The sequence below is a fragment of the Brevibacillus formosus genome (assembly GCF_003013405.1).
GTDB classification, from domain to species: Bacteria; Bacillota; Bacilli; order Brevibacillales; family Brevibacillaceae; genus Brevibacillus; species Brevibacillus formosus.
In genome coordinates this window covers 1-14866 of the sequence record NZ_PXZL01000013.1, presented here as the reverse complement: position 1 = coordinate 14866, position 14866 = coordinate 1, and the positions used below count along the sequence as shown (strand labels likewise).

General features: G+C 49.2%; 12 protein-coding genes and 7 tRNA genes. 3 read left to right on the top strand and 16 right to left on the bottom strand.

Translation table 11 applies throughout. From position 1 onward, the window contains the following. Positions 1-11: 11 nt before the first annotated feature. The 7 genes from C7R91_RS12560 to C7R91_RS12530 all read right to left on the bottom strand — a co-directional run bounded on the left by C7R91_RS12560 (position 12) and on the right by C7R91_RS12530 (position 7442). Complete coding sequence (locus C7R91_RS12560; protein WP_047068646.1) at positions 12-1577, bottom strand: acyl-CoA synthetase; 1566 nt, start codon at positions 1575-1577, stop codon at positions 12-14. A gap of 157 nt (positions 1578-1734) precedes the next feature. Continuing rightward, a tRNA-Ser gene (locus tag C7R91_RS12555) sits at positions 1735-1823 on the bottom strand. Positions 1824-1890: 67 nt separating this feature from the next. Further along, positions 1891-3309, bottom strand: a complete 1419-nt coding sequence (locus C7R91_RS12550) for an aldehyde dehydrogenase family protein (RefSeq protein ID WP_174769345.1) — start codon at positions 3307-3309, stop codon at positions 1891-1893. Between the two features lie 99 nt (positions 3310-3408). Next, positions 3409-4689: a peptidase gene (locus tag C7R91_RS12545; protein WP_047068644.1), complete on the bottom strand. Its 1281-nt coding sequence runs from the start codon at positions 4687-4689 to the stop codon at positions 3409-3411. Positions 4690-4721: 32 nt separating this feature from the next. Next, positions 4722-5399 (bottom strand): 3-oxoacid CoA-transferase subunit B, encoded by a 678-nt coding sequence (locus tag C7R91_RS12540; RefSeq protein WP_012685801.1) that lies wholly within the window; start codon positions 5397-5399, stop codon positions 4722-4724. Further along, on the bottom strand, positions 5381-6073 hold the full coding sequence (locus tag C7R91_RS12535) for a 3-oxoacid CoA-transferase subunit A (protein ID WP_047068643.1): 693 nt from the start codon (positions 6071-6073) through the stop codon (positions 5381-5383). The genes C7R91_RS12540 and C7R91_RS12535 overlap by 19 nt, the downstream gene beginning before the upstream one ends. A 16-nt stretch (positions 6074-6089) precedes the next feature. Then, entirely contained in the window at positions 6090-7442 is a 1353-nt protein-coding gene (locus C7R91_RS12530; protein ID WP_047068642.1) for an aspartate aminotransferase family protein, read from the bottom strand. Between the two features lie 156 nt (positions 7443-7598). On the opposite strand from C7R91_RS12530, the gene C7R91_RS12525 reads away from it, so the two are divergent. Beyond that, entirely contained in the window at positions 7599-9143 is a 1545-nt protein-coding gene (locus C7R91_RS12525; RefSeq protein WP_047068641.1) for a PucR family transcriptional regulator, read from the top strand. Positions 9144-9147: 4 nt separating this feature from the next. Here C7R91_RS12525 and ablB read toward each other — a convergent pair whose 3' ends face one another. After that, positions 9148-10002: a putative beta-lysine N-acetyltransferase gene (gene ablB, locus C7R91_RS12520; RefSeq protein ID WP_047068640.1), complete on the bottom strand. Its 855-nt coding sequence runs from the start codon at positions 10000-10002 to the stop codon at positions 9148-9150. On the opposite strand from ablB, the gene yjcZ reads away from it, so the two are divergent. After that, a complete protein-coding gene (gene yjcZ / locus C7R91_RS29960; protein ID WP_106786205.1) occupies positions 9950-10264 on the top strand; it encodes a sporulation protein YjcZ in 315 nt (104 codons plus the stop codon). The genes ablB and yjcZ overlap by 53 nt on opposite strands. A 96-nt stretch (positions 10265-10360) precedes the next feature. Continuing rightward, the gene (locus C7R91_RS12510) at positions 10361-11089 is read left to right on the top strand and encodes a glycerophosphodiester phosphodiesterase (protein WP_052773368.1); all 729 of its coding nucleotides are present in this window, start codon (positions 10361-10363) and stop codon (positions 11087-11089) included. Positions 11090-11139: 50 nt separating this feature from the next. On the opposite strand, the gene mnmL is transcribed toward C7R91_RS12510, so the two are convergent. From mnmL to C7R91_RS12470, 8 genes are all read right to left on the bottom strand, one after another. Then, on the bottom strand, positions 11140-12108 hold the full coding sequence (gene mnmL / locus C7R91_RS12505) for a tRNA modification radical SAM protein MnmL/YtqA (RefSeq protein WP_047068639.1): 969 nt from the start codon (positions 12106-12108) through the stop codon (positions 11140-11142). 176 nt (positions 12109-12284) lie between these two features. Further along, positions 12285-13523 (bottom strand): glycosyltransferase family 2 protein, encoded by a 1239-nt coding sequence (locus C7R91_RS12500; protein WP_047068638.1) that lies wholly within the window; start codon positions 13521-13523, stop codon positions 12285-12287. 298 nt (positions 13524-13821) lie between these two features. Further along, positions 13822-13906, bottom strand: a tRNA-Leu gene (locus tag C7R91_RS12495). A gap of 474 nt (positions 13907-14380) precedes the next feature. Beyond that, positions 14381-14457, bottom strand: a tRNA-Arg gene (locus C7R91_RS12490). 5 nt (positions 14458-14462) lie between these two features. Beyond that, positions 14463-14536: transfer RNA gene (locus C7R91_RS12485), tRNA-Cys, on the bottom strand. Positions 14537-14545: 9 nt separating this feature from the next. Then, positions 14546-14621, bottom strand: a tRNA-His gene (locus tag C7R91_RS12480). A gap of 17 nt (positions 14622-14638) precedes the next feature. Beyond that, a tRNA-Met gene (locus C7R91_RS12475) sits at positions 14639-14715 on the bottom strand. Positions 14716-14725: 10 nt separating this feature from the next. After that, positions 14726-14816, bottom strand: a tRNA-Ser gene (locus C7R91_RS12470). Between the last annotated feature and the right edge of the window lie 50 nt (positions 14817-14866).

Sequence of the window (14866 nt, the reverse complement as noted above, 5' to 3'; positions counted from 1 at the left end):
CTTGCGAGTGTCTACGTCGTAAGTGTTTCGTATCGGAGGCGCAACTCTCTTTTCAAGATTTTGCCGCTGGGGTTTCTAGGAAGATTGTCAGCAATCACTACATATTTGGGTGCTTTGAAGGAGGAAAGACGATCTTTGCAAAAAGCAAGCATCTCGTCAGCAGTCAGTAACTCACCTGCTTTTGGCACAACGACAGCCGTCACTGCTTCGATCCAGTACGGATGGGGAACTCCGATTACTGCGACCTCAGACACTTTGGGATGTTGATAAATAAGCTCCTCAACCTCCCTGCTTGCTACATTCTCTCCCCCCGATTTAATCATATCTTTTTTCCGATCAACGACCGTGATATAGCCTTCCTCATCCATAATGCCTAAATCCCCGCTGTGAAACCACCCTCCTTGGAAGGCAGCCTGTGTCTTTTCCTCATCTCGGAAATACCCCAGCATCGCATGGCTGGTCCTGTGTACAATCTCACCTACACTACCACGTGGGACTTCCTTCCCATCATCATCGACGATTTTCGTTTCCACATTTAATGCTGGCTTGCCTGCAGAGCCTACTTTTCTCATCTGATCCTTCGGTTGTAAAACAGTTGCTAATGGCGCTACTTCCGTCTGTCCGTAAAAATTGTAAAACTGAGCGTTGGGGAGGCGTTGACCAAGCTCTTTTAACACTTCTACTGGCATGATTGCTGCACCATAGTAGCACTTTTGCAAAGAACCCAAATTACGCGCGGCAAAATCGGGAGAACGCAGTAAGGCAATCCACACGGTTGGCGGACAAAACAACTGAGTAGCCTTATACTCCTCTACCGTCTGTAGCATCAACGCAGGGGTTGCCTGTTCCAAAATAATTCCGCTTCCACCCAGGTACACGTACGGACCCAAAAAGCAATGAAGCTGCGCACTATGGAACAAGGGGAGTGCGTGAACAGCCACATCATCCTGCGTCATTCCACCTTCGATAATCGTGCTGACATATTCGGAGATGATGCTTTTATGAGTGAGCATAACACCTTTTGGCTTTGATTCCGTTCCGCTGGTATACAAAATCTGCACAACATCTTCGTCCACTATGTCTACTTCAGGCTCATGGTCGTCTGCCGATTCAATCAGCGTGCGAAAAGGCAACCATTCCTCTTCTTGTACTGCTGGTTTGGAGATGAGGGAAAGCAGCTTGGGGGAAATTCCAGCTAAGTGGAGTCCGTCTTGAGCGAGCTGCATGAATTCGGGGGCTACGAAGCACGCACTCACTTCCGCATGACCGAAAATATAGGCGACATCTTCCTTATTCAACATGAAGTTGATCGGCACCATGATGGCTCCTGCTTTCGCTAGCCCAAAATTCAGAATCGCAAAATCCATCGAGTTGCGTGACAGTACTGCTACCCGCTCCCCTTTTTGCAAGCCTCTTGAAAGAAGCGAATGAGCCGTCTTGTTTGCAAGCTGATCAAGCTGCGTGTAGGTCAATACTTCTTCTTCAAAGTACAGGGCAGGCTTATCAGGGTTTCGTCCACGACTTCTTCGCAAAATATCGCCAAGTGCATTTCTCCGAACCCTTTGCGCTTCTAGCATGCAAATTCCCCCATCACTTATAATCTCATCTCCATTATATAATAGTTTTCTTTATTTTCTGATATTTTTACAAAAAAGAACCCACAACTAACTCTCAAAGCGCTCGACCATAAAAAAGACCCCAGTTTTTCAACTGGAGTCGGTTCATTTGTATTTATGGCGGAGGGAGCAGGATTCGAACCCGCGTGAGCTTGCACTCTAACGGTTTTCAAGACCGCCCCGTTATGACCACTTCGGTATCCCTCCGTATTTCAACAATATATACTATATCACAGCTCTACTATTTTTTGCAAGAGCTCTTTTCCCATTTCCTTTATCGCTTGATGGCAACGAGTTTCAATTCCGTCATTTCTTCTATCGCGTATTTGACCCCTTCCCGACCAAGTCCACTCTCTTTCACGCCACCGTACGGCATATGGTCCACGCGAAAAGTGGGAATATCATTCACCATCACACCTCCTACGCGTAGCTCTTCTACCGCTTCCAGAGCCAACGACAGATTGTTGGTATAGACACCAGCCTGTAATCCATAGCGAGAATCGTTTACCAACGTAATACCATGCCGGACCGACTCCACTGGATTTATCAGAACGACAGGGCCGAATACCTCCTGACAAGATACTTTTGCATCTGCTGGAACACCCGTTAATACCGTAGGCTGGAGCATCCGATCCACGATCTGTCCCCCACACTCCAAACGCGCCCCCTGTAGAAGTGCCTCATGAATCCACTCCAACACACGTTCTGTTTCGCGCGGATTAATCATGGCAGAATAGTCCGCTTCCTCAGAAAGCGAATCACCACCGCGAAGTGCTCGTGTTTGCTCAACAAAATGTTCGACGAAATCTCGATAGATCTCTTTGTCCACATAAATTCTTTGCACAGAGATACATACCTGCCCAGAGTAGGCGAAGGCGCCAAAAACGCATCGAGGAATCACTTCATTCAGCTGCACATTACGATCAACGATTACTGCCGAATTCGATCCCAGCTCGAGCGTGACTCTTTTCATACCCGCTCGATTGCGTATATCCAGCCCAACATTTGGACTCCCTGTAAAGGTCACCGCCCTGACTCTCGGATCAGATACGATTTTATCACCTACGCTCGCCCCACTGCCCGTGATCACATTGAGGGCTCCTGCGGGCACACCAGCTTGCTCTGCAAGCTCTGCTAGAAACAATGCGCTAAGCGGTGTCTGCGATGCTGGCTTGAGAACAACAGTATTGCCAGCAGCTAGAGCAGGTCCGACCTTATGAGCAACGAGATTCATTGGAAAATGAAAGGGTGTAATTGCGCCGATGACTCCCAGCGGTTCACGCACGGTATAAGCCAAACGTCCCTCTCCCCCGATAGCTGCATCGAGTGGTACGGTTTCTCCGTGGAGCCGTTTGGCTTCCTCTGCCGCAAATTTATACGTCTGAATGGTTCGAATCACTTCACCACGGGCTGTTTTGATTGGTTTCCCCGCTTCTATTGCAATGATCCGCGCTGCCTCTTCCAAACGTTCATTCATCAAAATCGAGATTTTTTCAAGCAGGAAGGCGCGTTGATAGGCAGGAAGTCGCCGCATGACGGCTGTCGCTTCGTGGGCCGCAGCAATTGCTTTTTCAACCAATGATGAGTCTGCTTGCGAAATTTGTGCAATCTCTTGACCCGTACATGGAGAGAATAGCGGTGCATGAGCAGTGGCTGGCACCCACTCCCCCCCGATAAAGCACGTTTTTTTCATCGGCATATCCCCACTCTCATTGATTGGCGTTCACCATCCAATCATTCTCCCTCATATACGTGCCTTCCTGTCTTGACTTTGAAATATTTGGATATCTCCTTACTCTTTCACACTTTCAGCCACACCGCACCATTCCAGTAACGTAAGCGCAAAGATCTCAGCACAACGGAATACCTCATCCAAAACGATGTATTCATTCGGGTAGTGTGCAACCTGTGTGACTCCAGGTCCGACCACAATCGCTGGCGTATTGGCCAAAGCAGTCAGCAAGCCGCCATCTGTTCCCCAAGGCGATGCTTCCACAATGGCACGATCTCCTGTCACAGCTTCAAACTGCGCTTGCAGAATATCCATCAACGGATGATCGAGCTCCACTGCTCCCGGGACCCAACGAGCTCCGAACCATTCCAGCTCAACAGGCTGCTCTGCAAACCACGGATCGACCTCTGCCAGCTTTTTGAGTGCTGCCGCCATTTCTGCTTTGGCATCGTCCATCTGTTCTCCTGGGGCAACCCCCATCCTTCCTTCCAGCTTGACGAGGTCAGCTACAGACGAAGGCCACTTGCCCCCCTCAATCACCCCCAAATTAATCGGGATCGGAATGGGCAGCTTGGCGTAGAGCGGATCGTCGAGTCGATCGTTACGCTCTTTTTCCAATTGTCCAATTGCTTGAACGACAAGCATGCTCTTTTCGATGGCGCTGACTCCCTCGTAGCGGGTCCCTCCGTGAGCAGAACGCCCTTTGACGGTCAATCTGAACCACATGGAGCCTTGCTGCTTCGGGAAAATTTTCATATTGGTCGGCTCTGGAATCAGGGCAGCATCCGCCTTGTAACCGCGAATGATCGTCGCCAATGTACCTGCACCGCCGCTTTCTTCTTCTACGACGCTCTGAAAAATGACGTCGCCTTTCAGTTGCACACCCAACTTCTGTAGAACCTGGATCGCCAACAACGATGATAAATTTCCACCCTTCATGTCGGTTGCTCCGCGTCCATAAAGCTTGCCGTCTTCAACCTTCCCGCTAAACGGATCATCGTCCCACTGTGCCAGATCGCCCGCGGGCACTACATCCACGTGTCCGTTTAGAATGATGGAACGGCCATCTCCTTGTCCCTTCCACACGCCGATGACATTTGGACTGCCTTCAAACGTCGTACGCGGGGAGACAAAATACGGATGTGACACCAGCTCTTCGCCTTCCATGACCCATAAGTCAACGTCCAACCCCATCTGCCCCAAAAGCTCTGCAATGCTTTGCTGGATGGATTGCTCTTCTCCTTGTACACTCGGGCTTTTTACCCATTGCTGCAGCAGTTGAACAGCAGCCTCTCGATCTTTTTCCAATTGCTCCCGTATAAGCCCCTTCCAGTTTGCCATGTTTTTCCCCCGTTCCATGGTTTTGTCTTTGCTTAGCGGAAAACGCCAACCTCTCCGTCCATCTTGAGCTCGGCTTCCGTTGCTCCAATCACGTCAGCGACACTGTACGGATACATGACTTCCCGCAGATACAACCCATCTGGCATGACCTCCATAACAGCCATGTCCGTGATAATCAAATCCGCAGCTTTTGTTGCGGTTAACGGCAGTGAGCATTCACGAACGATTTTTGAACGTCCGTTTTTATCCAGATGCGTGGTCACAACCATGACCTTTTTGGCCTTTTGTGCCAGTTCCATAGCTCCTCCCATGCCAGGGACGCGTTTGCCTGGAACGATCCAGTTGGCAATGTCACCATTTTGGCTTACTTCCAGGACTCCTAAAATCGTCATATCCAACAGTCCGCGGCGGATGATGGCAAAAGCGGTCGCACTATCGAAAAAGGATGCCCCTGTGGCAAGCGTGACAGGAAAACCGCCCGCATTGCAAAGCATGGCGTTCTCCTCGCCTTTTGCAGGGCTTGGCCCTGTACCGAGAATGCCGTTCTCCGCGTGAAACATGACTCTTTTCTCAGCTGGAATAAAATCCGCAACCAACGTTGGAATGCCGATTCCCAAGTTAATAATCATGCCGTCTTCCACTTCCAGTGCTGCGCGGCGGGCAATACGTTCACGATAGCTCTCGGTTTCTTTTACTTCTCCCATGCCCATTGCCAGTTCACCCCTTCACTTTGGACGATAAAGTTCACGAAAACGCCCGGGGTCACGATTTCTTCCGGGTCGATCATACCTACCTCTACTATCTCATCCGCCTCCACGATCGTAATGTCGCCCGCCATCGCCACTAACGGATTGAAATTGCGTGCACTTGTATCGAACACCAAATTGCCAAAGCGATCCGCTTTTTTCGCATGTACGATCGCCACTTCGGCAGTGAGTGGTGTCTCCAACAAGTATTCCTTTCCATCCAGAACGATCTTCTGCTTCCCTTTTTCCGCGATCGTCCCGATGCCGACATCCGATAGAATGCCTCCCAGACCGACTCCACCTGCCCGTACACGCTCTGCAAGTATCCCCTGCGGGCAGAACTCTACTTCCAGCTCTCCAGCCGTCATTTGGGCCCCTGCGTTCGGATTTGAGCCAATATGTGAAGCTATCACTTTTTTTACGCGCTTTTCGGTCACCAGCTTGCCTATTCCGATATGCGGGAAAGCAGTATCGTTACTGATCAGCGTCAGATCACGCACGCCCTTATCCAAAATTCCCTGAATCAAAGTAGGCGGGTTGCCTACCCCACCGAATCCCCCTGCCAAAAGCGTCATCCCATCGCGAAAATGGGTGAGCGCTTCGGACAGGGAGACGACCTTTTCAAATCGATTTGTCATCCTCGTTCCTCCTCTTCTATCCGATCAGTGCCTTGTCTTGGAGCTCTTGCTGAACAGCTACCACCGCTTCTTTCAGCAGAGATATCAGTTCATCGATTTGCTCCGTAGTAATGGTCAGTGGAGGTGAGATGATGACAGCGTCTCCTGCCACCCCTTCGATTCCGCCCATTGCCGGATAAATAAGCAAGCCTTTTTCAAATGCTTTTTGAATGACCTTCCCGCCTACTCCCCCCGAGAGCGCAAACGGTTCTTTTGTCTGCTTGTTTTTCACAAATTCCAGTGCGCACAGCATGCCAAGACCACGTGCATCTCCGACCAACGGCAGCTCGTCTGCCAGTTCTTTTAGGCGGGCAAGCATATAGGCACCTTGTTCGGCTGCTTTGTCGACTAACTGATGCTTTTCCACATAGTCGAGGACAGCCAGAGAAACAGCAGCAGATTGTGGATTGGCACTATACGTATGTCCTGCCATAATCGAGCCGCTACCTTTTGTAATGGTCTCAATGATTTCGTCCGAGACAATCGTAGCAGCCATAGGCGTGTAACCGGCACTCATCCCTTTACCCAATGTCATCAGGTCAGGCACGACGCCCCAATGGTCGATCCCAAACGCTTTCCCTGTGCGACCTACTCCTGTCATTACTTCGTCTGCGATAAACAAAACCTCATATTTATCACAAATCTCGCGAATACGCTGGAAGTAACCGTCTGGTGGCACGACCGCTCCCCCTGAAGCGCCGATGACAGGCTCTGCAATGAATGCCGCTACCTGCTCAGGTCCGACGCGCAAAATTGCGGTCTCCAGCTCGTTTGCACACGCAAGCGCATACGATTCGAGGGACATGTCTTCTGGTTTGCGATACGGATATGGTCCTGTGATCGCCGGATAGTCAGCCAATAGTGGAGTGAACCGCTTTCTGCGCAAGACGTGTCCAGACATCGAAAGTGCACCCATTGTAATCCCGTGATAGCTCATCCAGCGGGAGATAATCCGGTTTTTCGTTGGTCTACCTTTTTCCTGCCAGTATTGAATCGCGATTTTTTGTGCCGTCTCGGTTGCTTCCGAACCGCTGCTGACAAAAAACGTCCAGTTCAGTGAGCCTGGTGCCCACTCCGCCAGCTTTGTAGCCAGCTTCTCCACAGCATCGCTGCTGAAATGCGACCGGTATACGAAGGAAACCTCCTTGGCTTGCGCATACATCGCCTCAGCTACTTCTTCTACACCGTGGCCAATGCTTGCCGTCACTGCTCCACTGGAACCGTCGATGTAACGATTCCCATCTTTATCGTAAAGATAGATGCCTTTACCGTGAGAAATAACCGGATACTCTTTGCCCAATTCAGGCTTGATTACATAGCTTTTCGTCATTTTCGTCGCCACCTCACTTATTCTCTACCTCTATCCTAGCTGACCAGCACGCAAGAGCCATCCTACGTGCTGGCAAAAAAACATGGAAAAGAGACAAAATCTTTTGTACATTTTGTATAAGAGAACCTTTACCGAGACTTTTGGAGGAGATACCTGATGACCATCACGATAAGAGAAGCGCTGCAACTGCCGGACATGGTTCACACCAGGCTGATCGCAGGAGCAGGCGGACTGGACAATCCGATTCGTTGGGTGACAATTGTCGAGGTGCTGGAGGATACGAGTCGCTTGCAGGAAGGCGAATTTTTGATTACAACCGGCTTTGGGCTGGCTGAGCACACAGAAAAGCTCGCTTCTTTTATTCCTTCGTTGGCGAAGCAAAAGCTGAGTGGCGTTGCGATTCATACAGGTTTTTATTTACGGGAAATTCCCGAGACGTTTTTGACTTTGGCGGATCACTATCAACTGCCATTGATTGAAATTCCCACGGAGATAAACTTTTCAACCATAACCAAAGCCATCTTGCAGCCGATCATGAATCGGCAATTTGAAACGCTGGCCTATTCCTCTGCCATTCATAACCGTATGATTGACGCTGCCCTGTCCAAGGGAGGCCTTCCCGCTATTGCCGGGGAGCTCGCTGCACTTACGGGAGGCGTCGTGTCACTCGTTGATGCATTAGGCTTCGAAGTCACACAGCATGGCAGTTCGGAAGCACTCCTACATGATCAGTCTCAGGAAATCGCGCATCGTGTCCCGATTCGCGCCAATCGCGAGCATTTTGGCACGTTGACCTTAACGAAGCCTGAGCACGCCTGGAAAGAGCTCGATGACGTCGCTCTACAGCATGCCTCTACCTTATGTGCACTCGAATATGTAAAGGAAAGGGCGGTAGCGGCAACGGAATGGCGGTTAAAAGGGGATTTTGTGGAGGAGTTGCTCAACGGGCAGCAGATGACCCATACGGAGCTGGAGAGCCGTTGTCGCATGCTGGGGTACCCGCTTGCTGGACATCATCTCTGTGTCGCTGTTCGCGTAGAGGTAGCCGATCAGACGATGCTCGGAGACATGCATCAAAGTGTCATTACGTTGATGCGGAGGCTTAGCGACCGTCATCAGCGCTCTTATTTGCTTCGCGAGCGGCCACATTGCCTCTTGTTTATTTTGCCGGATGATCAGACGAGCCTACGCCTGTTAGAACAGCTCACTTCCCGCTGGAGAGGGCTGCATCCTGAGCTTGCACTACAGATCGCCTTGAGCAATCCCTGTGAGCAATTGCCAAACGTCGTCAGTGCCTCCGAAGAAGCGATGTTTGCTCTGCAAGCGTACCCGCTGTTGGCCCAATCCCCGCAAATTTTGCGATACCGGGATATGCAGGGCTATCAGTTTTTGTTTCCGTACCATCGTGAAAAAGAAAGCTTGCTCCGCCTGTGGAACCCATTGCTGGACCCATTAATTCGCTATGATACAAAATACAATCAACAGCTGCTCGAAACACTTGAAGTGTATTTGGCCCAGAATGGAAATGGTCTGCAAACCTCGCAAGCCTTGTATATCCATCGACATACGCTCAAGTACCGGTTGACCCAGATCGAAGAAAAAACAGGCTACCGCCTGGAGGATGCCCATCAACGCTGGCAGCTTCAGTTGGCCCTGATGGCCCGTCGTCTGCAACAGCAGTTGTATCCTACAAACAGGTAGCCTGTTATTCCCTCGTCGGGCGAAGCGGCTTTACCCATATATTCATGTCTTCATAGCCTGAAAAAATCGTACAGTTATTAATCAGCCTTCCCCGATATTCATAACCCATTTTGGCAGCCGTCACATTCATTCCTGCAGATTGTGCCCGGGTCAAGGTGTACAAAAAGTAAATCCCCGCCTCCTCCATCCTTTGTTCCAGCGCGATAAACAGCGGTTGGAGGAGACCTTTCCCTGCATGGTCTGGATGGGTCGCGCAATCCGTCATTTCCGCTGAACCAAAGCGTTCGGATACTTCAGCTGAAGCAGCACATGCGATCTTACCTTCAAATTCAACGACATAGTAGACGGTACCTTCTTGCATGGTTTTGCGAATGTAGGACGGATCGTTCATCGGTGTAGGATACGTCGCGAATACCAGTCCATACAAACACGCCAATTCCTTCGTGTCTGCCTCCGTTGCTTCACGTAGGCGGTACCCTTCAGGTAATGATTTTTCTATCGTACTCCCCGCTCGAGATAGACTTAGCGCAAGAATTTCCTCGGCAAGTTTTGCTGCACCAGAGGTAGCTCGCTCTTTTGTCAGATAGCAGGTGAGCATCTGTGCGTTTTCCCCTTGAAAAAAACCATCGATGGTTCCCTCCAGCTCGTAACCCAGGGATTGCCATTGTGGAACATCTTGTTTCTTCCCGTACACAATCACTTTTGTTGCCTCTGACTCTTCGGCCAGCTCCTTCAAGACCCGATTCCACTGCTCGATTTGTGATGGTTCATACACATGCAGTTTTACCCGGCGATTTTGTCGATCAATGATCAGGTCGCCAGCGTCCTGTGCGCCTATAACATTTATCACGGTCTTCATCCTCCCCTACAATACTCCTCCTCTCATTGTAGCAAAACAAGTAAAGCCGTCATCTGCCAATCTGTATAAAAAAGCGTTCCACATGCACAAAAAAACAGAAGGTGGGCATTCTGTTGGGTCATATTTACTCGTTCTTCATACCATGAGAGTAGATGCTTCATGTGCGAGAAGGAGGGTGTTTTTTGTGAGCTGCAATAACAATTTTGCCATGATCCTTGTCCTCTTTGTCCTTTTGGTCATCGTACTTGTCGTAATCGGATAGACTTCTGCAGATGCCTCTCATGTCAGGTCGTATCGAGGGGCCCTTTACATATCATGGTAGTAGGGAATTACACGCTCGAGAAGGGAGGAAGCCCTCGTGCCCCCACTTATCTATGCCCATCGTGGCGCTTCCGGCCTGTTTCCGGAAAATACGATGGAATCGTTTCAAGGAGCTGTCCGACGAAAAGCCAATGGGATCGAATTAGACGTTCAGCTCAGCAGTGACAATAAGCTGGTCGTTATTCATGACCATAGCCTGGAGCGCACAACCAATGGTTCTGGATTGGTGCGTCAATACACATTGCGTGAGCTGCGTCAGCTACGTGCGGATAAAGACTCGTCTATGCGAGTACCAAAAGCCCACATTCCAACCCTACAGGAGGTATTCCAGACGTTTGTAGACACACCACTGCGTTTCATCATCGAGATGAAAAATTTCTTCCTTGATCAACCTCACTTAGAGGAGCTCGTCATCGAACAAATCAGACGCTATCAGCTAACAGAGCGAACCATCATTTCAACGTTTAACTTCGACAGCCTTTTACGAATCAAGCAATTGGATGCCACGCAAACGACGGGACTTTTATACGTTGGACCACTCGCCAAGCCTTGGGAAGTAGCCAGCAGCTATCGTGCTGATCAATTGCACGTCCCATTTGATCAATTGACGGAAGACTTGGTCAAACAAGCAAAGCAGCATCATTTTGAAGTTTTGAGCTGGACCGTAAATACTGGTCGGCAAATCCAGCGAGCCATTGACTGTGGGGTAGATGGACTGATCACCAATTACCCGAAGCGTGCGAGAAATCTCATTCGAAATCTATAAAAAAGAAAGGGAGCCCTGAAAAGGCTCCCTCCTTTTTGGTGCTGTGACATTTACGTGCGTGGCACGAAAAACTTTCCTTGCCAGCTATTCCGTGCTTTCAGTTCTGCATCAATGCCATTCAGAACTTCCCACTTTTTGCGACTCCACATCGGTCCAATCAAGAGATCAGGTGGTCCGTCCCCTGTGATTCGATGGACGATCATCTCCGGAGGTAGAATTTCCAATGTATCCACAACGAGTTTCGTGTACTCCTCCTGCGACAGGAATTCCAAGAGACCTGCTTCATATTGCTTCACCATCGGCGTTTTGCGCAGCAGATGCAACAAGTGTATCTTGATCCCCTGCACATCCAGATGTGCCACAGCATCTGCCGTCTGCATCATCTCTTCGTGGCTCTCTCCTGGCAATCCGTAGATGATATGAGAGCATACACGAATGTTGTGCTTGCGCAACCTCTCTACAGCGTCCACGTAGCATTGATAATCGTGCGCTCGATTAATTAACTGAGCTGTGTGCTCATGGACTGTCTGCAGACCGAGCTCCACCCACAAATATGTGCGCTCATTCAGTTCAGCCAAATACTCCACGACGTCATCTGGCAAGCAGTCAGGACGTGTGGCAATGGAGAGTCCGACTACCCCTTCCTGTTTAAGGATGACTTCGTACATCTCCCGCAGTTCCTCCACAGGAGCATACGTATTCGTATACGCTTGGAAGAAGCCCAAATACTTGGCTTGCGGCCATTTCTCGTGCATGCGATTTTTCACATCATGAAACTGTCTTTCCAGATCCATTCTGCGGTCACCGGCAAAATCTCCAGATCCTCTCGCGCTGCAAAACGTGCAGCCGCCTGTCGCTACTTTCCCATCCCGATTCGGACAGCTAAAGCCGCCATCCAATGGAACCTTGAAAATCTTTTCGTGAAAAGTCCCTCTTAAATGATAATTCCATGTATGGTATCTTTTATCGCCCCACAACAATGGGACGTCGTTGTTGTGAATATCTGTCGCGAGCTTCATTGCTGTTTTCCTCCTATGGGCACCGCTACGTCTGGCGCTGGTGCCTTAATCCCGTTGGCAAACGCTACTTGCTTGATCACGTCATTATAACAAATTCGGCAACGGTCTCGCTACTTTAAGATAATAGGAAAACCACAGGTGAATATTCCCCCTGTGGTTTTTGCTTGTTTACATCACTATTGCTGGATCTCCTCGATACGAATCGCGCGTGTGTGAGAGGTATGACTCCACACTTGGTTTTTCTTCGTAAAGAACGCGTAAAACATAATCGGAAGCCAGGTCAGGAAAAAGAACGGTAGCAAGAGGAGCCCGAAATACCCCTTCCACGGAACTTTATCCAAATAGAGGGCCAAGATTGGCAACAGGTAGAACACGGCAGTAGAACCGTATACCAGCCACGTAGGCAAGATCGTGGATACCGTTGAAAACGTACCAATATCAAAAAATCTTGCCAGAAACAATACCGACATCATTGTCACCATAAGCACGTACATCGGTTGGAAGAGGTAGAAGGCTGCGTCAAGCATCCCCAGCTTTCTCGACTTCACACCATTAAACAAGACAGAACGAATGTAGCGTCCTGCCACATCGTAGTGCCCTTGCATCCAACGCAAACGCTGGCGCATAGACGATTTTAAGTCAATCGGTTTTTCATCCCAGACCTTGGTGTCATGAGCCCAAGTCGGGTAAATACCGCGTTCAATACAACGTGTTGCAAATTCCAGGTCTTCCGTGAGACTTGTTGCTCCCCAGCCCATTTCTTTGAGCAGGTTGCTCTCAACGCACAAGCCAGTTCCGCCCAAAGTGTTCGGCAGTCCCAAATTGTGACGAGCCAGCTGCCACATACGGTTTGTAAACCAGTAGGTAACCGCATAGGACAGCGTAATCCAGGAATCAAACGGGTTCTTGGAATCAAGGTAGCCTTGAATCACACGCGCCCCTTTGCAGAGACGGTCATTCATTACTTTCAGGAAGTTTTTCTCAACCAAGTTGTCAGCATCAAACATGACGACAGCGTCGTACTGCTTTGGTCTTGCCCAGAGGTTCTCCAGCATCCATTCGATACCGTAGCCTTTCCCACGCTTGGATGTGTCAAAACGCTCACATGCAATTGCACCATGCGCCCGACTAATTTCTGCCGTGTTATCTGTACAGTTGTCGCAAATGACAAAGATGTCGTACATTTCACGTGGATAGTCGAGTTTCTTCAGGTTTTCAATAAGCGGAGCAATTACGGCGCTCTCATTGTGAGCGGCCACGAGCACAGCAAACGTCTTTTGCGGCTCAGATGTTACTTGCTCTTTTTTGCGGAATAGGCCTGCACAAGAAACCAGTGTTTGGTATGTGCCGATTACGCCCACCGCAGAAGTAAATCCGATGAATAATCCCTCAATGATCTCTCTAATTACACTCATGGGTTCTTCTCCTCGACCTAAATCAGATTGGGTCTGATCTGAATTTAGGTAGTGTTGTTTTTCCAACATTTCTCTATTGTTTTTCTCTCAATTGGCAGTTTACATCAAATGCGATTCATAAGCAATGACCCAAAAGTGGGAAAAAATAAGGCACTGCTATCACCTTTCCCACCTTTTTCTCTTTCTATTCGACAGTGCTTGGCAGTTGGCAGAAAAAAAAGCCCTTGTCGAAAAAGGCTCTGTTTATTTAGAAAAACACAAACACTCGTTTCCATTTCTTCCTGATTGTTTCCGGGATTGGTGCGGTCGGCGAGACTCGAACTCGCACGGGTCGCCCCGCCACCCCCTCAAGATGGTGTGTCTGCCAATTCCACCACGACCGCCTATAAACGCTGATTTTACTCGTGTTTTTCTGTTGACACGAAGTACGTTTTTGAGTATACACAATCAATTTTCGCAAGTCAATATCGTTTTCAACTGGATGGAGCCCAGATTTTCCCTGTCAAACTATCGCTTTGTTTGCTCAGTCTTCTAGTAGATACGTTTGTCGAAAAAGAAAGTTACATGTCGCAAAAATTTTGAAAGAATGCAAACGCCTCTCTACAAAAATATCATCGTTTCGTCACATTTTCGGAATAGAAAGGGAGCCATATTCTGTGATTTTTTTACATAATTTATGACAAATTAGACAAAACATTTCCAATTGTGGATGAAAGTTTTTTTACTATTTTTTCGAAATAGGCCATTTGACTTATCACTTGCTTCTGATTGTCTCCTGAAAGGACACGCTATCTTCTACGAAAAAAACCTCCTGCGGACGCCACAACGTCTCAAGGAGGCTATCTTTTGAAAAGGCGTGGCGTCCCAGGAGAGATTCGAACTCCCGACCGACGGCTTAGAAGGCCGTTGCTCTATCCTGCTGAGCTACTGGGACTAAAATGGAGGGAGTACCCGGATTTGAACCGGGGATAAGGGTTTTGCAGACCCGTGCCTTACCACTTGGCTATACTCCCGTGTTGTTATGGGGCGATCGATGGGACTTGAACCCACGAGTGCCGGAGCCACAATCCGGTGCGTTAACCCCTTCGCCACGACCGCCATATTTTTATGTAGTTTGGTAGCGGTGGAGGGAATCGAACCCCCGACCTTTCGGGTATGAACCGAACGCTCTAACCAGCTGAGCTACGCCGCCAAAATAAAAATGGCGGAGAGTGAGGGATTCGAACCCTCGCTACGCTTGCGCATACTAACGGTTTAGCAAACCGTCCCCTTCGGCCTCTTGGGTAACTCTCCGTGATTATATGCACCTTCAAAACTAGATATGCATGATTGCTAAGAGTGTG

Bases quoted from the DNA above. Each gene is read 5' to 3' on its own strand.
- mnmL (WP_047068639.1), bottom strand. From the start codon at position 12,108: ATGAAGCTCGCGACAGATATTCACAACAACGACGTCCCATTGTTGTGG.
- C7R91_RS12540 (WP_012685801.1), bottom strand. From the start codon at position 5,399: ATGGGCATGGGAGAAGTAAAAGAAACCGAGAGCTATCGTGAACGTATT.
- C7R91_RS12530 (WP_047068642.1), bottom strand. From the start codon at position 7,442: ATGACGAAAAGCTATGTAATCAAGCCTGAATTGGGCAAAGAGTATCCG.
- ablB (WP_047068640.1), bottom strand. From the start codon at position 10,002: ATGAAGACCGTGATAAATGTTATAGGCGCACAGGACGCTGGCGACCTG.
- C7R91_RS12535 (WP_047068643.1), bottom strand. From the start codon at position 6,073: ATGACAAATCGATTTGAAAAGGTCGTCTCCCTGTCCGAAGCGCTCACC.
- C7R91_RS12545 (WP_047068644.1), bottom strand. From the start codon at position 4,689: ATGGCAAACTGGAAGGGGCTTATACGGGAGCAATTGGAAAAAGATCGA.
- yjcZ (WP_106786205.1), top strand. From the start codon at position 9,950: ATGATCAGGTCGCCAGCGTCCTGTGCGCCTATAACATTTATCACGGTC.
- C7R91_RS12525 (WP_047068641.1), top strand. From the start codon at position 7,599: ATGACCATCACGATAAGAGAAGCGCTGCAACTGCCGGACATGGTTCAC.
- C7R91_RS12550 (WP_174769345.1), bottom strand. From the start codon at position 3,309: ATGAAAAAAACGTGCTTTATCGGGGGGGAGTGGGTGCCAGCCACTGCT.
- C7R91_RS12500 (WP_047068638.1), bottom strand. From the start codon at position 13,523: ATGAGTGTAATTAGAGAGATCATTGAGGGATTATTCATCGGATTTACT.
- C7R91_RS12560 (WP_047068646.1), bottom strand. From the start codon at position 1,577: ATGCTAGAAGCGCAAAGGGTTCGGAGAAATGCACTTGGCGATATTTTG.